The 17,415-nt window shown below is 54.1% G+C and carries 14 protein-coding genes; 10 read left to right on the top strand and 4 right to left on the bottom strand.

The annotated features are described in order from the left end of the window. Positions 1-176: 176 nt before the first annotated feature. Positions 177-1,877 carry a nitrate/nitrite two-component system sensor histidine kinase NarQ gene (gene narQ / locus HU143_RS06765; protein WP_000216814.1) on the bottom strand — a complete coding sequence of 567 codons (1,701 nt, stop codon included), beginning with the start codon at positions 1,875-1,877 and terminating at the stop codon, positions 177-179. Between the two features lie 185 nt (positions 1,878-2,062). Between narQ and aegA the strand changes: the two genes are divergently transcribed. Next, positions 2,063-4,024: a formate-dependent uric acid utilization protein AegA gene (aegA, locus tag HU143_RS06770; RefSeq protein ID WP_001078942.1), complete on the top strand. Its 1,962-nt coding sequence runs from the start codon at positions 2,063-2,065 to the stop codon at positions 4,022-4,024. Between the two features lie 448 nt (positions 4,025-4,472). Here the strand turns inward: aegA and pbp4b are convergent, their stop codons facing one another. Beyond that, the gene (pbp4b, locus tag HU143_RS06775; RefSeq protein WP_000673293.1) at positions 4,473-5,771 is read right to left on the bottom strand and encodes a penicillin binding protein PBP4B; all 1,299 of its coding nucleotides are present in this window, start codon (positions 5,769-5,771) and stop codon (positions 4,473-4,475) included. Between the two features lie 203 nt (positions 5,772-5,974). Here pbp4b and nudK point away from each other — a divergent pair, with 203 nt between their 5' ends. From nudK to HU143_RS06790, 3 genes are all read left to right on the top strand, one after another. Continuing rightward, complete coding sequence (nudK, locus tag HU143_RS06780) at positions 5,975-6,550, top strand: GDP-mannose pyrophosphatase NudK (RefSeq protein WP_000084037.1); 576 nt, start codon at positions 5,975-5,977, stop codon at positions 6,548-6,550. Between the two features lie 124 nt (positions 6,551-6,674). Continuing rightward, positions 6,675-7,718 (top strand): DUF1176 domain-containing protein, encoded by a 1,044-nt coding sequence (locus tag HU143_RS06785; protein WP_001270678.1) that lies wholly within the window; start codon positions 6,675-6,677, stop codon positions 7,716-7,718. A gap of 127 nt (positions 7,719-7,845) precedes the next feature. Continuing rightward, positions 7,846-8,076, top strand: a complete 231-nt coding sequence (locus tag HU143_RS06790; RefSeq protein ID WP_000700635.1) for a hypothetical protein — start codon at positions 7,846-7,848, stop codon at positions 8,074-8,076. Positions 8,077-8,138: 62 nt separating this feature from the next. Here the strand turns inward: HU143_RS06790 and tkt are convergent, their stop codons facing one another. Continuing rightward, on the bottom strand, positions 8,139-10,139 hold the full coding sequence (gene tkt / locus HU143_RS06795) for a transketolase (protein WP_000087331.1): 2,001 nt from the start codon (positions 10,137-10,139) through the stop codon (positions 8,139-8,141). Between the two features lie 19 nt (positions 10,140-10,158). Further along, positions 10,159-11,109: a transaldolase gene (tal, locus tag HU143_RS06800; protein ID WP_001072443.1), complete on the bottom strand. Its 951-nt coding sequence runs from the start codon at positions 11,107-11,109 to the stop codon at positions 10,159-10,161. Positions 11,110-11,380: 271 nt separating this feature from the next. Between tal and maeB the strand changes: the two genes are divergently transcribed. The 6 genes from maeB (at position 11,381) to pta (ending at position 17,384) form a co-directional block, all read left to right on the top strand. Then, complete coding sequence (maeB, locus tag HU143_RS06805) at positions 11,381-13,660, top strand: NADP-dependent oxaloacetate-decarboxylating malate dehydrogenase (protein WP_000344299.1); 2,280 nt, start codon at positions 11,381-11,383, stop codon at positions 13,658-13,660. A gap of 416 nt (positions 13,661-14,076) precedes the next feature. Then, on the top strand, positions 14,077-14,412 hold the full coding sequence (gene eutS / locus HU143_RS06810) for an ethanolamine utilization microcompartment protein EutS (protein ID WP_001031445.1): 336 nt from the start codon (positions 14,077-14,079) through the stop codon (positions 14,410-14,412). A gap of 12 nt (positions 14,413-14,424) precedes the next feature. Further along, the gene (gene eutP, locus HU143_RS06815; RefSeq protein WP_000820751.1) at positions 14,425-14,904 is read left to right on the top strand and encodes an ethanolamine utilization acetate kinase EutP; all 480 of its coding nucleotides are present in this window, start codon (positions 14,425-14,427) and stop codon (positions 14,902-14,904) included. After that, positions 14,882-15,571: an ethanolamine utilization acetate kinase EutQ gene (gene eutQ / locus HU143_RS06820; RefSeq protein ID WP_023227047.1), complete on the top strand. Its 690-nt coding sequence runs from the start codon at positions 14,882-14,884 to the stop codon at positions 15,569-15,571. The genes eutP and eutQ overlap by 23 nt, the downstream gene beginning before the upstream one ends. Further along, the gene (gene eutT / locus HU143_RS06825) at positions 15,568-16,371 is read left to right on the top strand and encodes an ethanolamine utilization cob(I)yrinic acid a,c-diamide adenosyltransferase EutT (protein ID WP_000997661.1); all 804 of its coding nucleotides are present in this window, start codon (positions 15,568-15,570) and stop codon (positions 16,369-16,371) included. The genes eutQ and eutT overlap by 4 nt, the downstream gene beginning before the upstream one ends. Further along, positions 16,368-17,384 carry a phosphate acetyltransferase gene (pta, locus tag HU143_RS06830; RefSeq protein WP_023200853.1) on the top strand — a complete coding sequence of 339 codons (1,017 nt, stop codon included), beginning with the start codon at positions 16,368-16,370 and terminating at the stop codon, positions 17,382-17,384. The genes eutT and pta overlap by 4 nt, the downstream gene beginning before the upstream one ends. Positions 17,385-17,415 lie beyond the last annotated feature (31 nt).

Here is a 17,415-nt window from a genome sequence, read left to right on the forward strand (position 1 = left end):
AACCTCGTGTTTCTACATATCGTTATAGATTTGAACTGCTTCACTGTAGCGGCAAGCTACGAGCCAAACGTGGAGAAATAAAGGAGATAATGTAAATTATCATGCGCTTTTACAGCATACTTTTTGTGCCAACGCCGGAAAGCCTGACATCTGGCCTTCCGGCGATTTGCCGTTCTTTACGTTAACTGACTCTCTTCCTTATTGGAGGAGCGAAAACTGATACTGACCAGCGTGCCGCCGCCGGAGGGTTGCGAAAAATTCAGCGTGCCGCCAAGGCGCTCCGCGCGCTCACGCATTATATTCAGACCATAGTGTCCGGCAGGCTCATGCGGTTCGCCGATACCAATGCCATTATCGCGAATATAAACGGTATGATCGCCGTCAGGCGCGGTGACGCAGCTCACGGCGATTTCGCTCGCGTTGGCGTGTTTAATGGCGTTCAGGACCGCTTCGCGCACAATTTGCAACAAATGCACCTGCATTTGCGCATCCAGCGCCAGCGTGGGTAAACGGCAATCCAACGTGAGTTTGGCCGGAGTCTGACTCTGTAAATCTTCCAGCATCTCATGCAATGCGGAGGGTAAATCGGCCTGCTGTAACGTCAGACGGAACGTGGTGAGTAACTCGCGAAGCTGACGGTAGGCGTCGTTCAGCGCTCTGGAAAAATCCGCCATGATGCTTTGCGCGCCGGCGTTATCTTCTGGAATGGCGCGCTTCAAAAGCGTTAACTGAATACGTAAATAAGAAAGTACCTGCGCCAGCGAATCGTGTAACTCACGGGCAATCGTCGCGCGCTCTTCCATTAACAAAAGTTGCTGGAAGTGTTTTTGCGCCTGATTAAAGTACAAACCACGCCCCAGCATCGTGGAGACGCTGTTCAGCAACGGCGTAGAGGCATTAACGTTGGGGCTTTGCCAGTGGAGTTCGCCATAGACCGTGTCCTGCATCGTCACTGGCAGCATTTGCATCGGCAGGTCGGGGCTTTGCGTGCCTTCGCTAATCCGCCAGTTATCGCCCACGGTTAACTCCAGATACCAGGCGGCGTCATGTTCACGGACAATTTGCAAAATATGGCGAAAACAGTGGACATCGATTTGGCTGGTATTCAGCGCCTGGGAGCACTGGTATAACACCTCCAGGCGGCGGTGCGCTTCGTGCAGATCGTGCGTTTTTTCTTCCACCGAGGCTTCCAGCGAACGGTAAAGTTTATGCAGCTCGCTCGACATCTGACTAAACGTTTTCGCCAACAATCCCAGCTCATTGGGTAAGCTGGTATCCAGCGGCAGCGGGGCGAACTGACCATGTTCAATTCGCTGACTGGCGGTGACCAGTTGATTCAGCGGGCGAACGACCTGCTGGCGGATACGCCGTAGGGTAAAAAAGACCAGCGTAAAGATGCCGATACCGCCCGCCAGCGATATGGCGACGACCAGCATGACTTTACGCTCGGCGTAATGCTGTAACGCCAGAACGAAGAGATCAATTTGATCGACGTAATTGTTGATATTGGTCTGATACCAGGCAATGTCGCCGTCCTGTAGGCGGCTATTCATCTCCAGCCAGTTGGCGTGCAGGCGCGCGTAGCGAGTTTTCACCGCCTGCGGCACATACCAGGCGTTGAGATTTTGCAGTACCGGCGAGTTGAGCGCGTGCTGGAAAAGTTGACGATGCGCATTAATCTGCGGGCTACGGCTTTGCAGATCGTAACCCAGCCGATAGCTCTGCATTCGTAGCGAGCCGGCGATATTGATCGCTTCGGCATCCCGTAAACTGCTGGTCAGCGTCAGTAATGCGCTGCCGGTGGACAGAATAGACAACAGCACAATATAGAAAAAAGCCTTAGCCAGACTGGCTGAGACCGGGCGTTTAACCGTCACGCTGGGACTCCCCGCATTTAGCTGAATCGCAATTGCATTTGCTTTGAAATAAATTGATCTGCCACAGGTTCTGGACAGATAGTTGTGCTTCCTGGGCAGATGAACATTGCCGACCCCGCCTTCGTCAGTTAATAACAATGCTCATATAAAGAATAAGGTTTTTACAACCAAAACAGAAGGATGCCATGAATCGTTTTATTATGGCCAATAGCCAGCAGTGTCTGGGCTGCCATGCCTGCGAGGTCGCCTGCGTAATGGCTCACAATGATGAGCGCCATGTCCTGACGTCACAGCGCTATCAGCCCCGAATTACTGTCATCAAACATCAGCACCAGCGCAGCGCGGTCACATGTCACCATTGCGAAGATGCGCCCTGCGCCCGTAGCTGTCCGAACGGCGCGATCGCGCATATTAACGACAGCGTGCAGGTCAATGCGCAGAAGTGTATCGGCTGTAAATCCTGCGTCGTCGCCTGCCCATTCGGCACCATGCAGATGGTATTGACGCCCGTCGCGCCAAACCAGTTCAAAGCCAGCGCGCATAAATGCGATCTGTGTCAGGGACGTGAACAGGGTCCGGCCTGTGTGGAAAATTGCCCGGCGGATGCGCTGCAACTGGTCACCGAAGACTCGTTGACCCGTCTGGCTAAAACGCGACGGCTGCGTACCGCCCGGCAGGAGATTCGCCCCTGGCATACCGTGGATACACAACACAGTGGGACAGCAAGCAGTAAAGTCGAGCGTATGCAGGCGACGCCGCCGCGCGGCGAACCGGATAAACTGGCGATTGAAGCGCGTAAAACCACCTTTGAGGAAATTTATCTGCCGTTTCGCGCCGCGCAGGCGGAGCGTGAAGCGGCCCGCTGCCTCACATGCGGGGAACACAGTATCTGCGAATGGACCTGTCCGCTGCATAACCATATTCCCCAGTGGATCGAACTGGTGAAAGCCGGCGATATTGATGCGGCGGTAGAGCTTTCCCACCAGACCAACTGTCTGCCGGAAATTACCGGGCGCGTCTGTCCGCAGGATCGGCTATGCGAAGGCGCGTGTACACTCCGCGATGAGTATGGCGCGGTTACCATCGGCAACATTGAGCGCTATATCTCCGATCGCGCTCTGAGCAAAGGCTGGCGTCCCGACCTGTCGGACGTACAGAAGAGCGATAAGCGCGTGGCGATTATCGGCGCGGGGCCGGCAGGTCTTGCCTGCGCTGACGTGCTGGCGCGCCATGGCGTAAGCGCCACCGTCTACGATCGCCACCCTGAAATCGGCGGTTTGCTCACCTTTGGTATTCCGGCTTTCAAACTGGATAAATCTCTGCTGGCGCGCCGTCGGGAAATCTTCAGCGCGATGGGGATTCGTTTCGAGCTTAACTGCGAAGTAGGGAAAGATATTTCTCTGGAGACGCTGCTGGAGAGTTATGACGCCGTCTTTGTCGGGGTAGGAACCTATCGTTCCATGAAGGCTGATTTACCGAATGAAGACGCGCCGGGGGTATATGATGCGTTGCCATTCCTCATCGCCAATACCAAACAGGTGATGGGGCTTCCGGCGTTGCCTGACGAGCCGTTTATTGATACTGCGGGCCTTAACGTGGTTGTGCTGGGCGGCGGTGACACCGCAATGGACTGCGTACGTACGGCGCTGCGTCATGGCGCTGCCAACGTCACCTGCGCCTATCGCCGCGATGAGGCCAATATGCCAGGGTCGAAAAAAGAGGTGAAAAACGCGCGGGAAGAGGGCGCGAACTTTGAATTTAACGTTCAGCCGGTTGAGTTGGTGCTAGATACGCACGGGCGCGCCAGCGGTATTCGCTTTTTGCGTACGCGGCTTGGCGAACCGGATGGTCAGGGGCGACGCCGCCCGGTACCTGTACCGGACAGCGAGTTCGTGATGCCGGCGGATGCGGTCATTATGGCGTTTGGTTTTCATCCGCATGGTATGTCGTGGCTGGAATCGCATGGCGTGAAGGTGGATAACTGGGGACGTATTGCCGCCAGCGTCGAGAGCGAGTTTCGTTACCAGACGTCCAACCCGAAAATCTTCGCCGGCGGCGATGCGGTGCGTGGCGCCGATCTGGTGGTGACAGCGATGGCAGAAGGCCGACATGCCGCACAGGGGATACTCGACTGGTTAGCTAAATAAGCGTATTTGTAGGCCGGTTAAGGCCTGGAACGGTTAAATGATTGAGTGATAAAAAATCTTAAACTTATTGGCTAACCTTACTCCGTTTGCAGAAATGTTGACGCTCGCAGGGCTGGACGCCCTGCGATAAACATTTTCCCGTCGGGTCGACGTTTAACAGGCCTGATGAGGCCAATCTTAGTATTGAAAATAGAGTGTAAATTGAAGGAAGGGACGCTATCAGAATCCCTTCTTAGAGCCTATCCCATTAGGGCTATTTTACTTGCCATTTTGGTCCTGGGCAGTGCTCGCCAAAACGCGTTAGCGTTTTGAACGCCGCTTGCGGCGGCCCGAATGGCGAGCGTAGCGAGTCAAACCTCACGTACTACGTGTACGCTCCGTTTTTTGCGCGCTGTCCGTGTCCAAACTGGCTGCGCCAATAACGCCTGGTAGGACAGGCTCTTAATTTTTATTTTAAGGAACCATATATCTGGTCAACAATCCAGCCATACGTCGCCGCAGGTAATAATCCACTGACAAAAACATTCGGATTCACTTTAGGATTTGCTACCGGCGAGTGCGGCCTGTTACCTAAAATCACAATCGCCATATGATTAACCGGATCGATAGACGTCAGCGTTCCGGTCCATCCGGTATGTCCATACGTTTGCGGACTGGCTAATACCCCGAACGTGGGGGTCATTGAGGCGTTGCCGTTAACGCGCCATCCCAGACCAAAGGTAGCGTCTTCTGGCGAGCGGCGAGTAAACTGCGCAACCGTTTTGTCGTCGAATAGCTTCACGTTACCGTAGCCGCCCCCATTGAGCATGACTTGCATTAACACAGCCATATCATGGGTATCAGAAAACAGTCCGGCGTGTCCTGAAACGCCGCCCATTGAGTACCAGGCTTTTTCATCATGCACCTGGCCCCATAGTGTATTGGTGCGAATATTGGGGAAATGAATCACGCCGTCACGCGTATTGCCGTGTAGTTCCGTTGCGGCGATTTGCGGCGGCGTGAAGCCTTTCATCAGCGGGTTAAAGACGGTATGTTTTAATCCGAGCGGTTTATAAATGGTGGTTTCGACGTAGCGATCTAATGGCATTGCCGTTATCGATTCAATGATAAAACCAAGAATCATATAATCCACGTCGCTGTAGATATGCTTCGACCCAGGTTGATATTCCAGCGGTGTCTTTTTAATCATCTCCAGAGTAGTGCTTTTACTCTGTGAAAATAATTTACCGGCGACGTTTTTATTGGGATATTGTGGGTCGGCAGGAAAGCCCGCGACGTGATGAAGAATATCAATAATGCGGAGTTTATCTTTGCCTTTTATTTTATCCCCAGGCATATCCTTAAAGCCGGGGATGTATTTTGATACCAAATCATTGACATCTATTTTTCCTTCATACACCAGTTTTTGCAATGCAAAGTTAGTGGCATACATTTTTGTGTTTGAAGCCAGGTCATACATCGTGTTAGTGGTCGCCCGAATGGGATGGGCTAACAGCGTGGAACCGTCATATTTTTTGGCATAGCCCCAGGCTTTTTGTAGAACAATATGATTATCTTTTATCACCAGAAGATTGATGCTGGGATATCCGGCATCAATTTGATTTTGAATCCAGCCATCAAGTCGGTGAAGTTTTTGGCTATCAAACCCCACCTGATCAGGGCTCGCGGTGGTCAATACCGGATACTCAACGGCAAAAGCTGAAAGGGAAAACGTCAGTAGAACCGTCGCAACGAGAGTAAATTTCATGATGATTCCCTCAGTCTCACTCCGGCCGTCAAATCATATCGCGAGCATGGACTCTGCGGCCCGGAGAAGCAGAATATGGTCATGGCAGTGACAGAAAAATATGGCTGTACGTCCGTTCAGTCGGCATTAAGGATTAACCCTTCAGCAGACAAAACCGACCTCACGGCGTAATATTAATGCTCTTTTTACACCCTGGAGCCAGCATGTCGCAAACCATTACGCTTATTAAGGATAAAATTCTTTCTGATAATTATTTTACTCTGCGCAACATTACCTATGACCTGACCCGTCGTAATGGCGAGGTTATCCGTCACAAGCGTGAGGTTTACGATCGCGGGAATGGCGCAACTATTCTGCTTTACAACTCAACTAAAAAAACCGTGGTTCTGGTTCGCCAGTTTCGCGTGGCGACATGGGTCAACGGTAATCAAGACGGTATGTTAATTGAAACCTGCGCTGGCCTGCTTGATAACGACGAGCCGGAGGTCTGTATCCGTAAAGAGGCCATTGAAGAGACAGGGTATGACGTTGGCGAGGTACGCAAGATATTTGAGCTGTATATGTCGCCAGGCGGCGTCACGGAGCTGATTCATTTCTTCATTGCCGAATATCATGATAGCGAGCGCGCCAGCATCGGCGGCGGCGTGGAGGACGAAGAGATTGAGGTGCTTGAACTACCGTTTTCCCGGGCGCTGGAAATGGTGCGCTCAGGCGAGATTCGGGACGGTAAGACCGTGTTATTGCTTAACTATTTACAGACGTCTCATCTAATGGACTGAAAAAAAAGAAATATATTTCTTTACACAAAAAAGACCAATCCGATAAATCTGATTGAGAACCCTGAGGCGCGCAAGGAAGATACCGCCTGAGCTGTGTTGTTCTGAATCTGGGGTTGTTCCGTTCATGCGCTACCGCGTTATTCTTTTTTGTCTGTTTGGCCTGTTGCCGGTCCAGCTACTGTGGGCTGCGCCAGCGCAACGGACTTTTTCCGACTGGCAGGTCACCTGCAATAACCAAAATTTTTGCGTAGCGCGCAATACTGGCGAACATCATGGGCTGGTGATGACATTAAGCCGCAGCGCCGGGGCGCGTACCGATGCGGTACTGCGCATCGATCGCGGCGGTTTGGCGCCGCCCGACGCTAAAGAAGCCGCAATTGCGCCTCGCTTATTGCTGGATGGCAAACCGCTTTCGTTCAACAGTCCACACTGGCGCGTGTCGCCCTGGCATCTCATGACCGGCGATCCTGCCACCATCACCACATTTTTACAGACGATTCAGGATGCGCAGGCCATCACCTTAAAAAACGGCGTTCAGACGCTTTCGCTGGCGGGATTAAAAGCGGCATTACTGTTTATCGACGCGCAACAAAAACGTGTGGGCAGCGAAACCGCCTGGATTGAAAAAGGAAACGAACCGCCGCTCAGCGTGCCCCCGGCACCGGCATTAAAGGGGATCGCCGTTATTAATCCAACGCCCGTACCGCTGAGTGAGGAAGAACGCGACGATCTGCTGGACTACGCAGCATGGCGGGTAAACGGCATTCGTTGTTCGCTTGACCCGCTGCGTCGCGAGACGCAGGTCAGCGCGTTGACGGATGATAAAGCGTTATTGATTGTTAACTGCGAAGCTGGCGCCTATAACACTATTGATCTCGCCTGGGTAGTTTCACGCAAAAAAACGCTCGTCTCGCGCGCCGTGCGTTTGCGGCTGCCGTTTAATCGCGGCGTCGAAAGTAATGACATGGAGTTGATGAACGCCTTCTTTGACGAGAAAACGCGCGAGCTGGTGACGTTGGCGAAAGGGCGGGGGTTAACCGACTGTGGTATCCAGACGCGCTGGCGTTATGATGGCGATCGTTTTCGTCTGGTGCGTTATGCCGAAGAACCGAGCTGCGATAACTGGCACGGGCCGGATGCCTGGCCTACGCTGTGGATCACGCGTTGAATCCTGGTTGTTATCCCCTTTTCAGAATAGGGATACACCTATTGAGGTTTCATTTATGGTATAGAGATTGCTACGTTACGGTAGGATTGTTACTTTACCCGATAGCCTCACCACAGCAGGAAATAGTATGAAAATAAATAATGGCCCCGTATTATGCCCCCATTGTGGCTGCCTGAGCGCTTATTATGAAATAGATCGGCTGGCGGCGATAAGAGAAAAAGTGAATAAAGAAGGCGGATCAGCGGCGTGGGATTCAACATTGCAGGCGCATAAAAAAAAGGCCTTTTGCCTGATGTGCCATAAATCCATTGATGAGGTCGTCATCGGGCAGTCAGATGCGCCTGAGTCTACGAAGTAATTTTGCACAGCCTACAGAACAGGTCTGCAGACTGCGCAAAGTCTGTGTTGCTAACGCTCGCCTTAGCCTTTGATGTTCAGCACCCGGCGGGCTTTTTCTACAATATTTTCCACGGTAAAGCCAAAATACGGGAACAGTTTGTCAGCCGGGGCGGATTCACCGTATCCCGTCATGCCGATAATTGCGCCTTTTAGGCCAACATATTTATACCAGTAGTCGGCTATACCGGCTTCCACCGCGACGCGGGCGGTCACGTGCGCCGGTAGCACTGATTCGCGATATGCCTCGTCCTGCGCATCGAAAATGTCCGTTGAAGGCAACGACACCACGCGAACGTTATGCCCCTCGCCAGTCAATTTTTCCGCCGCCTGGAGGGTAATTTCCATTTCCGATCCGGTAGCGATCAGAATGATATCCGGCTTGCCGCCGCTATCTTTGAGAATATAACCGCCGCGGGCAATCGCTTTCACCTGTTCCGGCGTGCGTTCCACCTGCGCCAGATTCTGCCGCGAGAGAATCAGCGCCGTCGGCCCGTGCTGACGTTCAATGGCCAGCTTCCAGCCGACCGCCGCCTCAACCTGATCGCAGGGACGCCAGGTGCTGAAGTTTGGCGTTAAGCGCAGGCTCGCCAGTTGTTCCACGGCCTGGTGCGTCGGGCCATCTTCGCCCAAACCGATGGAGTCGTGGGTATAGACCATAATCTGCCGGGCTTTCATTAAGGCCGCCATACGCGCCGCGTTACGCGCATATTCGACAAACATCAAAAACGTGGCGGTATACGGTACAAAGCCGCCGTGGTGGGCGATGCCGTTGGCAATGGCGGTCATGCCGAATTCGCGCACGCCATAGTGGATGTAATTACCTGCCGGATCCTCTTTCAACGAGGTCGAACCTTTCCAGATAGTCAGGTTGCTCGGCGCCAGATCCGCCGATCCGCCCAACAGTTCCGGCAACAGGGGACCGTAGGCATTGAGCGTATTTTGCGATGCTTTACGGGTGGCGATTTTGGCCGGATTAGCCTGCAAGTCGTTAATAAATTTTTGCGTGGCGGACTCCCATGTCTCCGGCAGTCCGCCGCTCATCCGGCGGGTAAACTCCGCGGCCAGCTCAGGATAAGCCTTCTCATAAGCAGCAAACTTTTCCTGCCACTGCTGCTGCGCTTTCTCGCCTTTTTCACGGCCATCCCACGCGCGGTAAATCTCTTTTGGGATCTCAAACGCCGGATGATGCCATCCCAGCTTCTGGCGGGTCAGCGCCACCTCTTCTTCGCCCAGCGCCGCGCCGTGCGACTCCTCCTTCCCGGCTTTATTCGGCGAGCCAAAACCTATCACCGTCCGACAGATAATTAGCGAAGGTTTATCTTTTACGCTCTGGGCTTCGAGAATGGCTTTTTTCACCGCTTCCGGATCGTGCCCGTCAATGTCATGCACGACATGCCAGTGGTAGGCTTCAAAACGTTTGGCGGTATCGTCGGTAAACCAGCCTTCGGTTTCGCCATCAATGGAGATGCCGTTGTGATCGTAAAAGCCGATCAGTTTGCCCAGTCCCAGCGTACCAGCCAGCGAACACACCTCATGCGAGATCCCCTCCATCAGACAGCCGTCGCCCATAAAGACATAGGTGTAGTGGTCGACAATCTCATGGTCCGGCCGGTTGAACTGTGCGCCTAACGTACGCTCGGCAATCGCCAGCCCGACGGCATTCGCCAGCCCCTGGCCCAGCGGCCCGGTGGTGGTTTCAACGCCGGGCGTATAGCCAATCTCCGGGTGACCAGGCGTTTTAGAGTGCAGTTGACGGAAGTTTTTTAACTCCTCCAGCGGCAGGTCATAACCGGTTAAATGCAGCAGACTATAGAGCAGCATGGAGGCGTGACCGTTGGAAAGGATAAAACGGTCACGGTCATACCAGGTCGGATCGGTGGGGTTATGTTTAAGAAAATCGTTCCATAGCACTTCAGCGATATCCGCCATCCCCATCGGCGCGCCGGGGTGCCCGGAATTGGCTTTTTGAACGGCATCCATGCTCAGCGCACGAATCGCATTGGCAAGGTCTTTACGGGACATAAATCACTCCATGCAAAGTTTATAGTTTGGCGGCAAGCAGGTCTTCCAGTTTGCGCTGGTCAACGGCAAAAAGACGGATACCTTCCGACAGCTTCTCTACGGCCATCGCGTCCTGATTATGTTCCCAGCGGAACTCCGCTTCCGTCATTGGCGTAGGACGGTGGAACATCTGCGAGGAAGGCACCAGTTTACGGATCACCGGTTCTTCTTTTTCTTTCAGCTCTTTAAGCAGGTTAGGGGAGATAGTCAGTCGATCGCAGCCGGTTAGCGCGAGGATTTGCTCAGTACGGCGGAAACTTGCGCCCATCACGATGGTTTCATAGCGATGCTGTTTAAAGTAATCGTAGATATTGCGTACCGATTTCACGCCGGGATCTTCCTCCACGACATACGGCTCCAGCGGACTACGCGCCTGATACCAGTCGTAAATTCGGCCCACGAACGGAGAGATCAAATAGACGCCCGCTTCGGCGCAGGCGCGCGCCTGGGCAAAAGAGAACAACAACGTCAGGTTGCAATTAATGCCCTCTTTTTCGAGCTGCCCGGCGGCGCGGATACCTTCCCAGGTTGCGGCGAGCTTGATCAGAATGCGCGATTTATCAATACCCTGCTGCTGGTAGAGATCCACCAGATGGCGCGCTTTCTCGATACTTTTTTCTTTATCGAATGATAACCGCGCGTCGACTTCAGTGGAGACGCGACCGGGAATACTTTTCAGTATTTCCGCGCCAAAATTGACCGCCAGTTTATCGCTGGCTGCTGCAACCTGCTGTTCCTGCGTACCGCCGTGTTTTTTCCCCCAGGCAATCGCATCCTCAATCAAATGACCATACTGCTCAAGCCCGGCGGCTTTCAGCAGTAAAGAGGGATTTGTCGTGGCATCCTGCGGCTGGTAGTGGCGGATGGACTCAATGTCGCCGCTGTCGGCGACGACGGTAGTGAATTGTTTGATGCCGTCTAGCTGGTTCATAGGAAATACTCCTTGAAAAGTAAAGTGTTAGATGAGTGTGTTGATTCACACTTCTGAAAGATTGATACACTACATAACCAAAAAGCATAGCAGACAGGCATGGTATTGCTGGTATAAGCAGGTAACATGGCCGTTATAAGTTGATAACAAACTCTTGCGCCGTGTCGTGATAGTTTGCAGACCTTCAAAGTTTGTGTTGCGCAGTACGGTGATAATGTGCGGCGCACCAGGCCGCGTCACTTTTTGAACGATACGTGAAAGGAACAACAAGATGGATGAGCAGTTAAAACAAAGCGCCCTTGATTTCCACGAATTTCCGGTACCCGGTAAAATTCAGGTTTCTCCGACTAAGCCCCTAGCCACCCAACGCGATCTGGCGTTGGCTTACTCGCCAGGCGTGGCGGCGCCCTGCCTGGAAATCGAAAAAGATCCGCTGGCAGCCTACAAATACACCGCGCGCGGCAACCTTGTCGCGGTCATTTCCAACGGTACAGCGGTGCTGGGGTTAGGCAACATTGGCGCGCTGGCCGGCAAGCCGGTCATGGAAGGCAAAGGCGTTCTGTTTAAAAAATTCGCCGGCATCGATGTGTTTGACATTGAAGTCGATGAGCTTGATCCGGACAAATTTATCAATGTGGTCGCAGCGCTGGAGCCGACCTTTGGCGGCATTAACCTTGAAGACATTAAAGCGCCGGAATGTTTCTATATTGAACAGAAACTGCGCGAGCGCATGAACATCCCGGTTTTCCATGACGATCAGCACGGAACGGCGATCATCAGTACGGCCGCCATTCTTAATGGCCTGCGAGTCGTAGAGAAAAATATTTCCGACGTGCGAATGGTCGTCTCCGGCGCAGGGGCGGCGGCAATCGCTTGTATGAACCTGCTGGTCGCGTTGGGGATGCAAAAGCACAACATCGTGGTTTGCGACTCTAAGGGCGTTATTTACAAAGGCCGTGAGCCGAATATGGCGGAGACCAAAGCGGCCTATGCGGTAGACGACAGCGGCAAGCGCACGCTGGATGAAGTCATTGACGGCGCGGATATTTTCCTCGGCTGTTCAGGCCCGAAAGTGCTGACTCAGGAGATGGTGAAGAAAATGGCCCGCGCGCCAATGATTCTGGCGCTGGCCAACCCGGAACCGGAAATTCTGCCGCCGCTGGCGAAAGAAGTGCGTCCGGACGCCATCATCTGTACCGGTCGTTCCGACTATCCGAACCAGGTGAACAACGTATTGTGCTTCCCGTTTATCTTCCGCGGCGCTCTGGACGTCGGCGCGACGGCGATCAACGAAGAGATGAAACTGGCGGCGGTCCGTGCGATTGCCGAGCTGGCGCACGCCGAACAGAGCGAAGTGGTGGCCTCGGCCTATGGCGATCAGGACCTGAGCTTTGGGCCGGAATACATTATTCCGAAACCGTTTGACCCGCGTCTGATTGTCAAAATCGCTCCGGCGGTCGCGAAAGCGGCAATGGATTCCGGCGTGGCGACGCGCCCGATTGCTGACTTTGATGCCTATATCGATAAACTGACCGAGTTTGTCTACAAAACCAACCTGTTCATGAAGCCGATCTTCTCGCAGGCACGCAAAGATCCGAAGCGCGTAGTGCTGCCGGAAGGGGAAGAGGCGCGCGTGCTGCACGCAACCCAGGAGTTGATAACCCTGGGGCTGGCGAAGCCCATCCTGATCGGACGTCCGAGCGTGATCGAAATGCGTATCCAGAAACTGGGGCTACAGATCAAAGCGGGCGTTGATTTCGAGATCGTGAATAATGAATCCGATCCGCGCTTCAAAGAGTACTGGAGCGAGTATTACCAGATCATGAAGCGTCGCGGGGTAACTCAGGAACAGGCGCAGCGTGCGATGATCGGCAACCATACGGCCATTGGCGCGATCATGGTGCAGCGTGGGGAAGCGGATGCGATGATCTGCGGCACCATCGGCGACTACCATGAGCATTTCAGCGTCGTGAAAGCGGTCTTTGGCTACCGTGACGGCGTGCATACGGCAGGGGCGATGAACGCCTTACTGCTGCCAAGCGGCAACACTTTTATCGCCGATACTTATGTTAACGAAGATCCCACGCCGGAACAGTTGGCGGAGATCGCCGTAATGGCGGCGGAAACCGTTCGCCGCTTTGGTATTGAGCCGAAAGTCGCGCTGTTGTCGCACTCTAACTTTGGTTCCTCAAATTCGCTGTCCGCCAGCAAAATGCGCGAAACCCTTGAGCGGGTACGCGAACGAGCGCCCGATCTGATGATTGACGGTGAGATGCACGGTGATGCGGCGTTGGTAGAAAGTATTCGTAATGACCGGATGCCGGATAGCCCGCTGAAGGGAGCTGCCAATATTCTGGTGATGCCGAATATGGAAGCCGCCCGCATTAGTTACAACTTACTCCGCGTCTCCAGTTCCGAAGGCGTCACGGTCGGCCCGGTCCTGATGGGCGTGTCTAAACCGGTACATGTATTAACGCCGATCGCCTCTGTACGTCGTATCGTGAATATGGTGGCGTTAGCGGTAGTTGAAGCGCAAACCACGCCGCTTTAATAACGCATTACTCTCTCTTCTGGCGCAGGTTCTCCTGCGCTTTTTTTATGCGCCGCTGGGCTTCGCCATGACATGAAAGGCTCAGGTGGGGATACTCTGGAACCTATTGCGTTACCCCTACTTATTTCACTGAATCTGTACTATGCACAAATCGAGTGATACGCATTATTTTTATCAATAGTAGTAATACAAAGAATAGCTGGTGGGTATTTATTTCGGAACAGGCTTAAATTCAGAATGACGCCTGAAAATGTGATGCACCACGATATTTATCGTTAACACCCTCGACAGAAGTCCCTTTTATTTTCTTTCTCTTAGTGATCTACCTCACCTTTTACATCACCTTGCCGAATTTTGTTATTTACTCCGACAAAAAATTGCCACGATGACGGCAGTTTCAGTGGAGGCGGTGAGCAATGAATAAAGAACGCATTATTCAGGAATTTGTGCCGGGCAAACAGGTCACGCTGGCGCATCTCATTGCGCACCCTGGTGAAGAACTGGCGAAAAAGATCGGCGTTCCCGATGCTGGCGCGATTGGCATTATGACCTTAACGCCGGGGGAAACGGCGATGATCGCTGGCGATTTAGCGATGAAGGCTGCGGATGTACACATCGGTTTTCTCGACAGATTTAGCGGCGCGCTGGTGATTTATGGCACCGTCGGCGCAGTAGAAGAAGCGCTATTACAGACGGTCAGCGGGCTGGGGCGATTATTAAACTTTACCCTGTGTGAGTTAACAAAAAGTTAATTGGTGGCGGTAATGAAACGTATTGCTTTTGTCGGCGCGGTCGGTGCCGGAAAGACAACGCTTTTTAACGCGTTACGGGGAAATTACTCCCTCGCCAGAAAAACGCAGGCCGTGGAATTTAATGATCATGGCGATATCGATACGCCGGGTGAATATTTTAGCCATCCCCGTTGGTATCACGCCTTAATTACCACGTTGCAGGATGTGGACACGCTGATTTATGTCCACGCGGCAAACGATAAAGAAAGTCGCTTACCTGCCGGGTTATTGGATGTTGGAACCCGTAAACGACATATCGCCGTTATCAGCAAAACGGACATGCCGGATGCCGACGTCGCCGCTACGCGGCAGTTGCTTTGCGAGATTGGATTCCGGGAGCCGATTTTCGAGCTCAACGGCCACGACCCGCAAAGCGTGCGGCAGTTGGTGGATTATCTGGCAGCTCTCAGTGAACAGGAGGAAGAGGCAGGTGAAAAAACTTATCACAGCTAACGATATTCGTGCGGCCCACGCCCGCGGCGAACAGGCGATGTCGGTAGTGCTGCGCGCCAGCATTATTACCCCGGAGGCTCGCGAAGTGGCGGAACTACTGGGCTTCACGATTACCGAATGCGACGAGCCCGTCCCGGTATCCACATCGGCGCAGTCGTGTAAAAGCGAAAGCCAGCGCATTCGGGAAGCCATCATCGCGCAGCTCCCGGAAGGGCAGTTTACTGAAAGCCTGGTAGCGCAGTTGATGGAAAAAGTGCTCAAGGAAAAGCAGTCGCTGGAACTGGGGACGATGCAGCCGAGCTTTACCTCCGTCACGGGTAAAGGCGGCGTGAAAGTCATTGACGGCAGCAGCGTGAAATTTGGCCGCTTCGACGGCGCCGAACCGCACTGCGTCGGCTTAACCGATCTGGTTACAGAGCAGGATGGCAGCAGCATGGCCGCCGGGTTTATGCAGTGGGACAACGCCTTTTTCCCGTGGACGCTGAACTACGACGAAATCGACATGGTGCTGGAGGGCGAACTGCACGTACGCCATGAAGGCGAAACCATGATTGCCAAAGCCGGAGATGTCATGTTCATCCCTAAAGGCTCCAGCATTGAATTTGGCACGCCAACGTCCGTGCGCTTTCTGTACGTCGCCTGGCCTGCGAACTGGCAATCCGTATGAACGATTTCATCACCGAAACGTGGCTCAGAGCGAATCATACGCTCAGCGAAGGATCGGAGATCCATCTGCCCGCTGACGCACGACTGACGCCCTCGGCCCGGGAACTGCTGGAAAGCCGCCGCCTGCGCATTAAGTTTCTGGATCAGCAAGGCCGGCTGTTTGTCGATGATGACGAACAGCAGCCGCAGCCGGTACATGGCTTAACCAGTAGCGATACGCACCCACAGGCCTGCTGTGAACTGTGCCGCCAGCCGGTGGTGAAAAAGCCCGATACGCTGACCCATCTGACGGCGGACAAAATGGTCGCCAAAAGCGACCCGCGCCTCGGCTTTCGCGCCGCGCTCGACAGCGCCATCGCGCTGACCGTGTGGCTACAAATCGAACTGGCGGAACCCTGGCAGCCGTGGCTTTTCGATATCCGCTCGCGGCTGGGCAACATTATGCGCGCCGACGCTATAGATGAACCACTGGCGGCGCAGTCTATCGTCGGGCTGAACGAGGATGAGCTGCATCGGCTTTCCCACCAGCCGCTGCGCTATCTCGACCACGATCACCTGGTGCCGGAGGCCAGCCACGGTCGCGATGCGGCGCTGCTTAATCTCCTGCGAACCAAAGTCCGCGAAACGGAAACCCTCGCCGCACAAGTGTTTATTACCCGTAGTTTTGAGGTCTTGCGCCCGGACATTTTACAGGCGCTGAACCGTCTCTCCAGTACGGTTTACGTGATGATGATTTTGAGCGTGGCGAAACATCCGCTGACGGTCGCCCAAATTCAACAACGGTTGGGAGAGAAGCCATGATCATTGAACGCGCCCGCGAACTGGCGGTACGCGCCCCCGCCAGAGTCGTCTTTCCCGATGCGCTGGACGAACGCGTGCTGAAAGCGGCGCATTACCTGCAACAGTACGGTCTGGCTCGCCCCGTTCTGGTCGCCAGTCCGTTTGCGCTGCGTCAGTTTGCCCTGAGTCATCGTATGGCGATGGATGGCATTCAGGTCATCGACCCACACAGCAACCTGAGTATGCGCCAGCGTTTTGCGCAACGCTGGCTTGCCCGCGCCGGAGAAAAAACGCCGCCAGACGCAGTGGAAAAGCTTAGCGACCCGCTGATGTTCGCTGCCGCCATGGTGAGCGCCGGTGAGGCAGATGTGTGTATCGCAGGCAACCTGTCGTCAACGGCGAACGTGTTGCGCGCAGGGCTGCGGGTGATTGGCCTGCAACCCGGGTGCAAAACATTGTCGTCTATTTTCCTGATGCTGCCGCAGTATGCCGGTCCGGCATTAGGGTTCGCCGATTGCAGCGTAGTGCCGCAGCCGACGGCGGCGCAGCTGGCGGATATCGCTATCGCCAGCGCCGGCACCTGGCGGGCCATTACAGGCGAAGAGCCGCGCGTGGCGATGCTGTCATTTTCAAGCAACGGCAGCGCCCGTCACCCCAATGTTGCCAACGTGCAGCAGGCGACAGAGCTCGTTCGCGAACGTGCGCCGCAACTGCTTGTGGACGGTGAATTGCAGTTTGACGCCGCTTTTGTACCGGAGGTCGCCGCGCAAAAAGCGCCTGACAGCCCGCTGCAAGGCCGCGCCAACGTGATGATTTTCCCGTCGCTGGAGGCGGGCAATATTGGCTACAAAATCGCTCAGCGTCTGGGAGGCTATCGCGCTGTTGGGCCGCTAATTCAGGGGCTTGCCGCGCCGCTTCACGACCTCTCCCGAGGCTGTAGCGTGCAGGAAATTATCGAACTGGCGTTGGTGGCAGCCGTGCCGCGCCAGGCTGACGTGAGCCGCGAACGCAGCTTACACACACTGGTTGAATGAACGGTCCCGTTCTGGACCCCTTTAATGAGAG

Source organism: Salmonella sp. SJTUF14076, from assembly GCF_015534835.1.
GTDB classification, from domain to species: Bacteria; Pseudomonadota; Gammaproteobacteria; order Enterobacterales; family Enterobacteriaceae; genus Salmonella; species Salmonella enterica.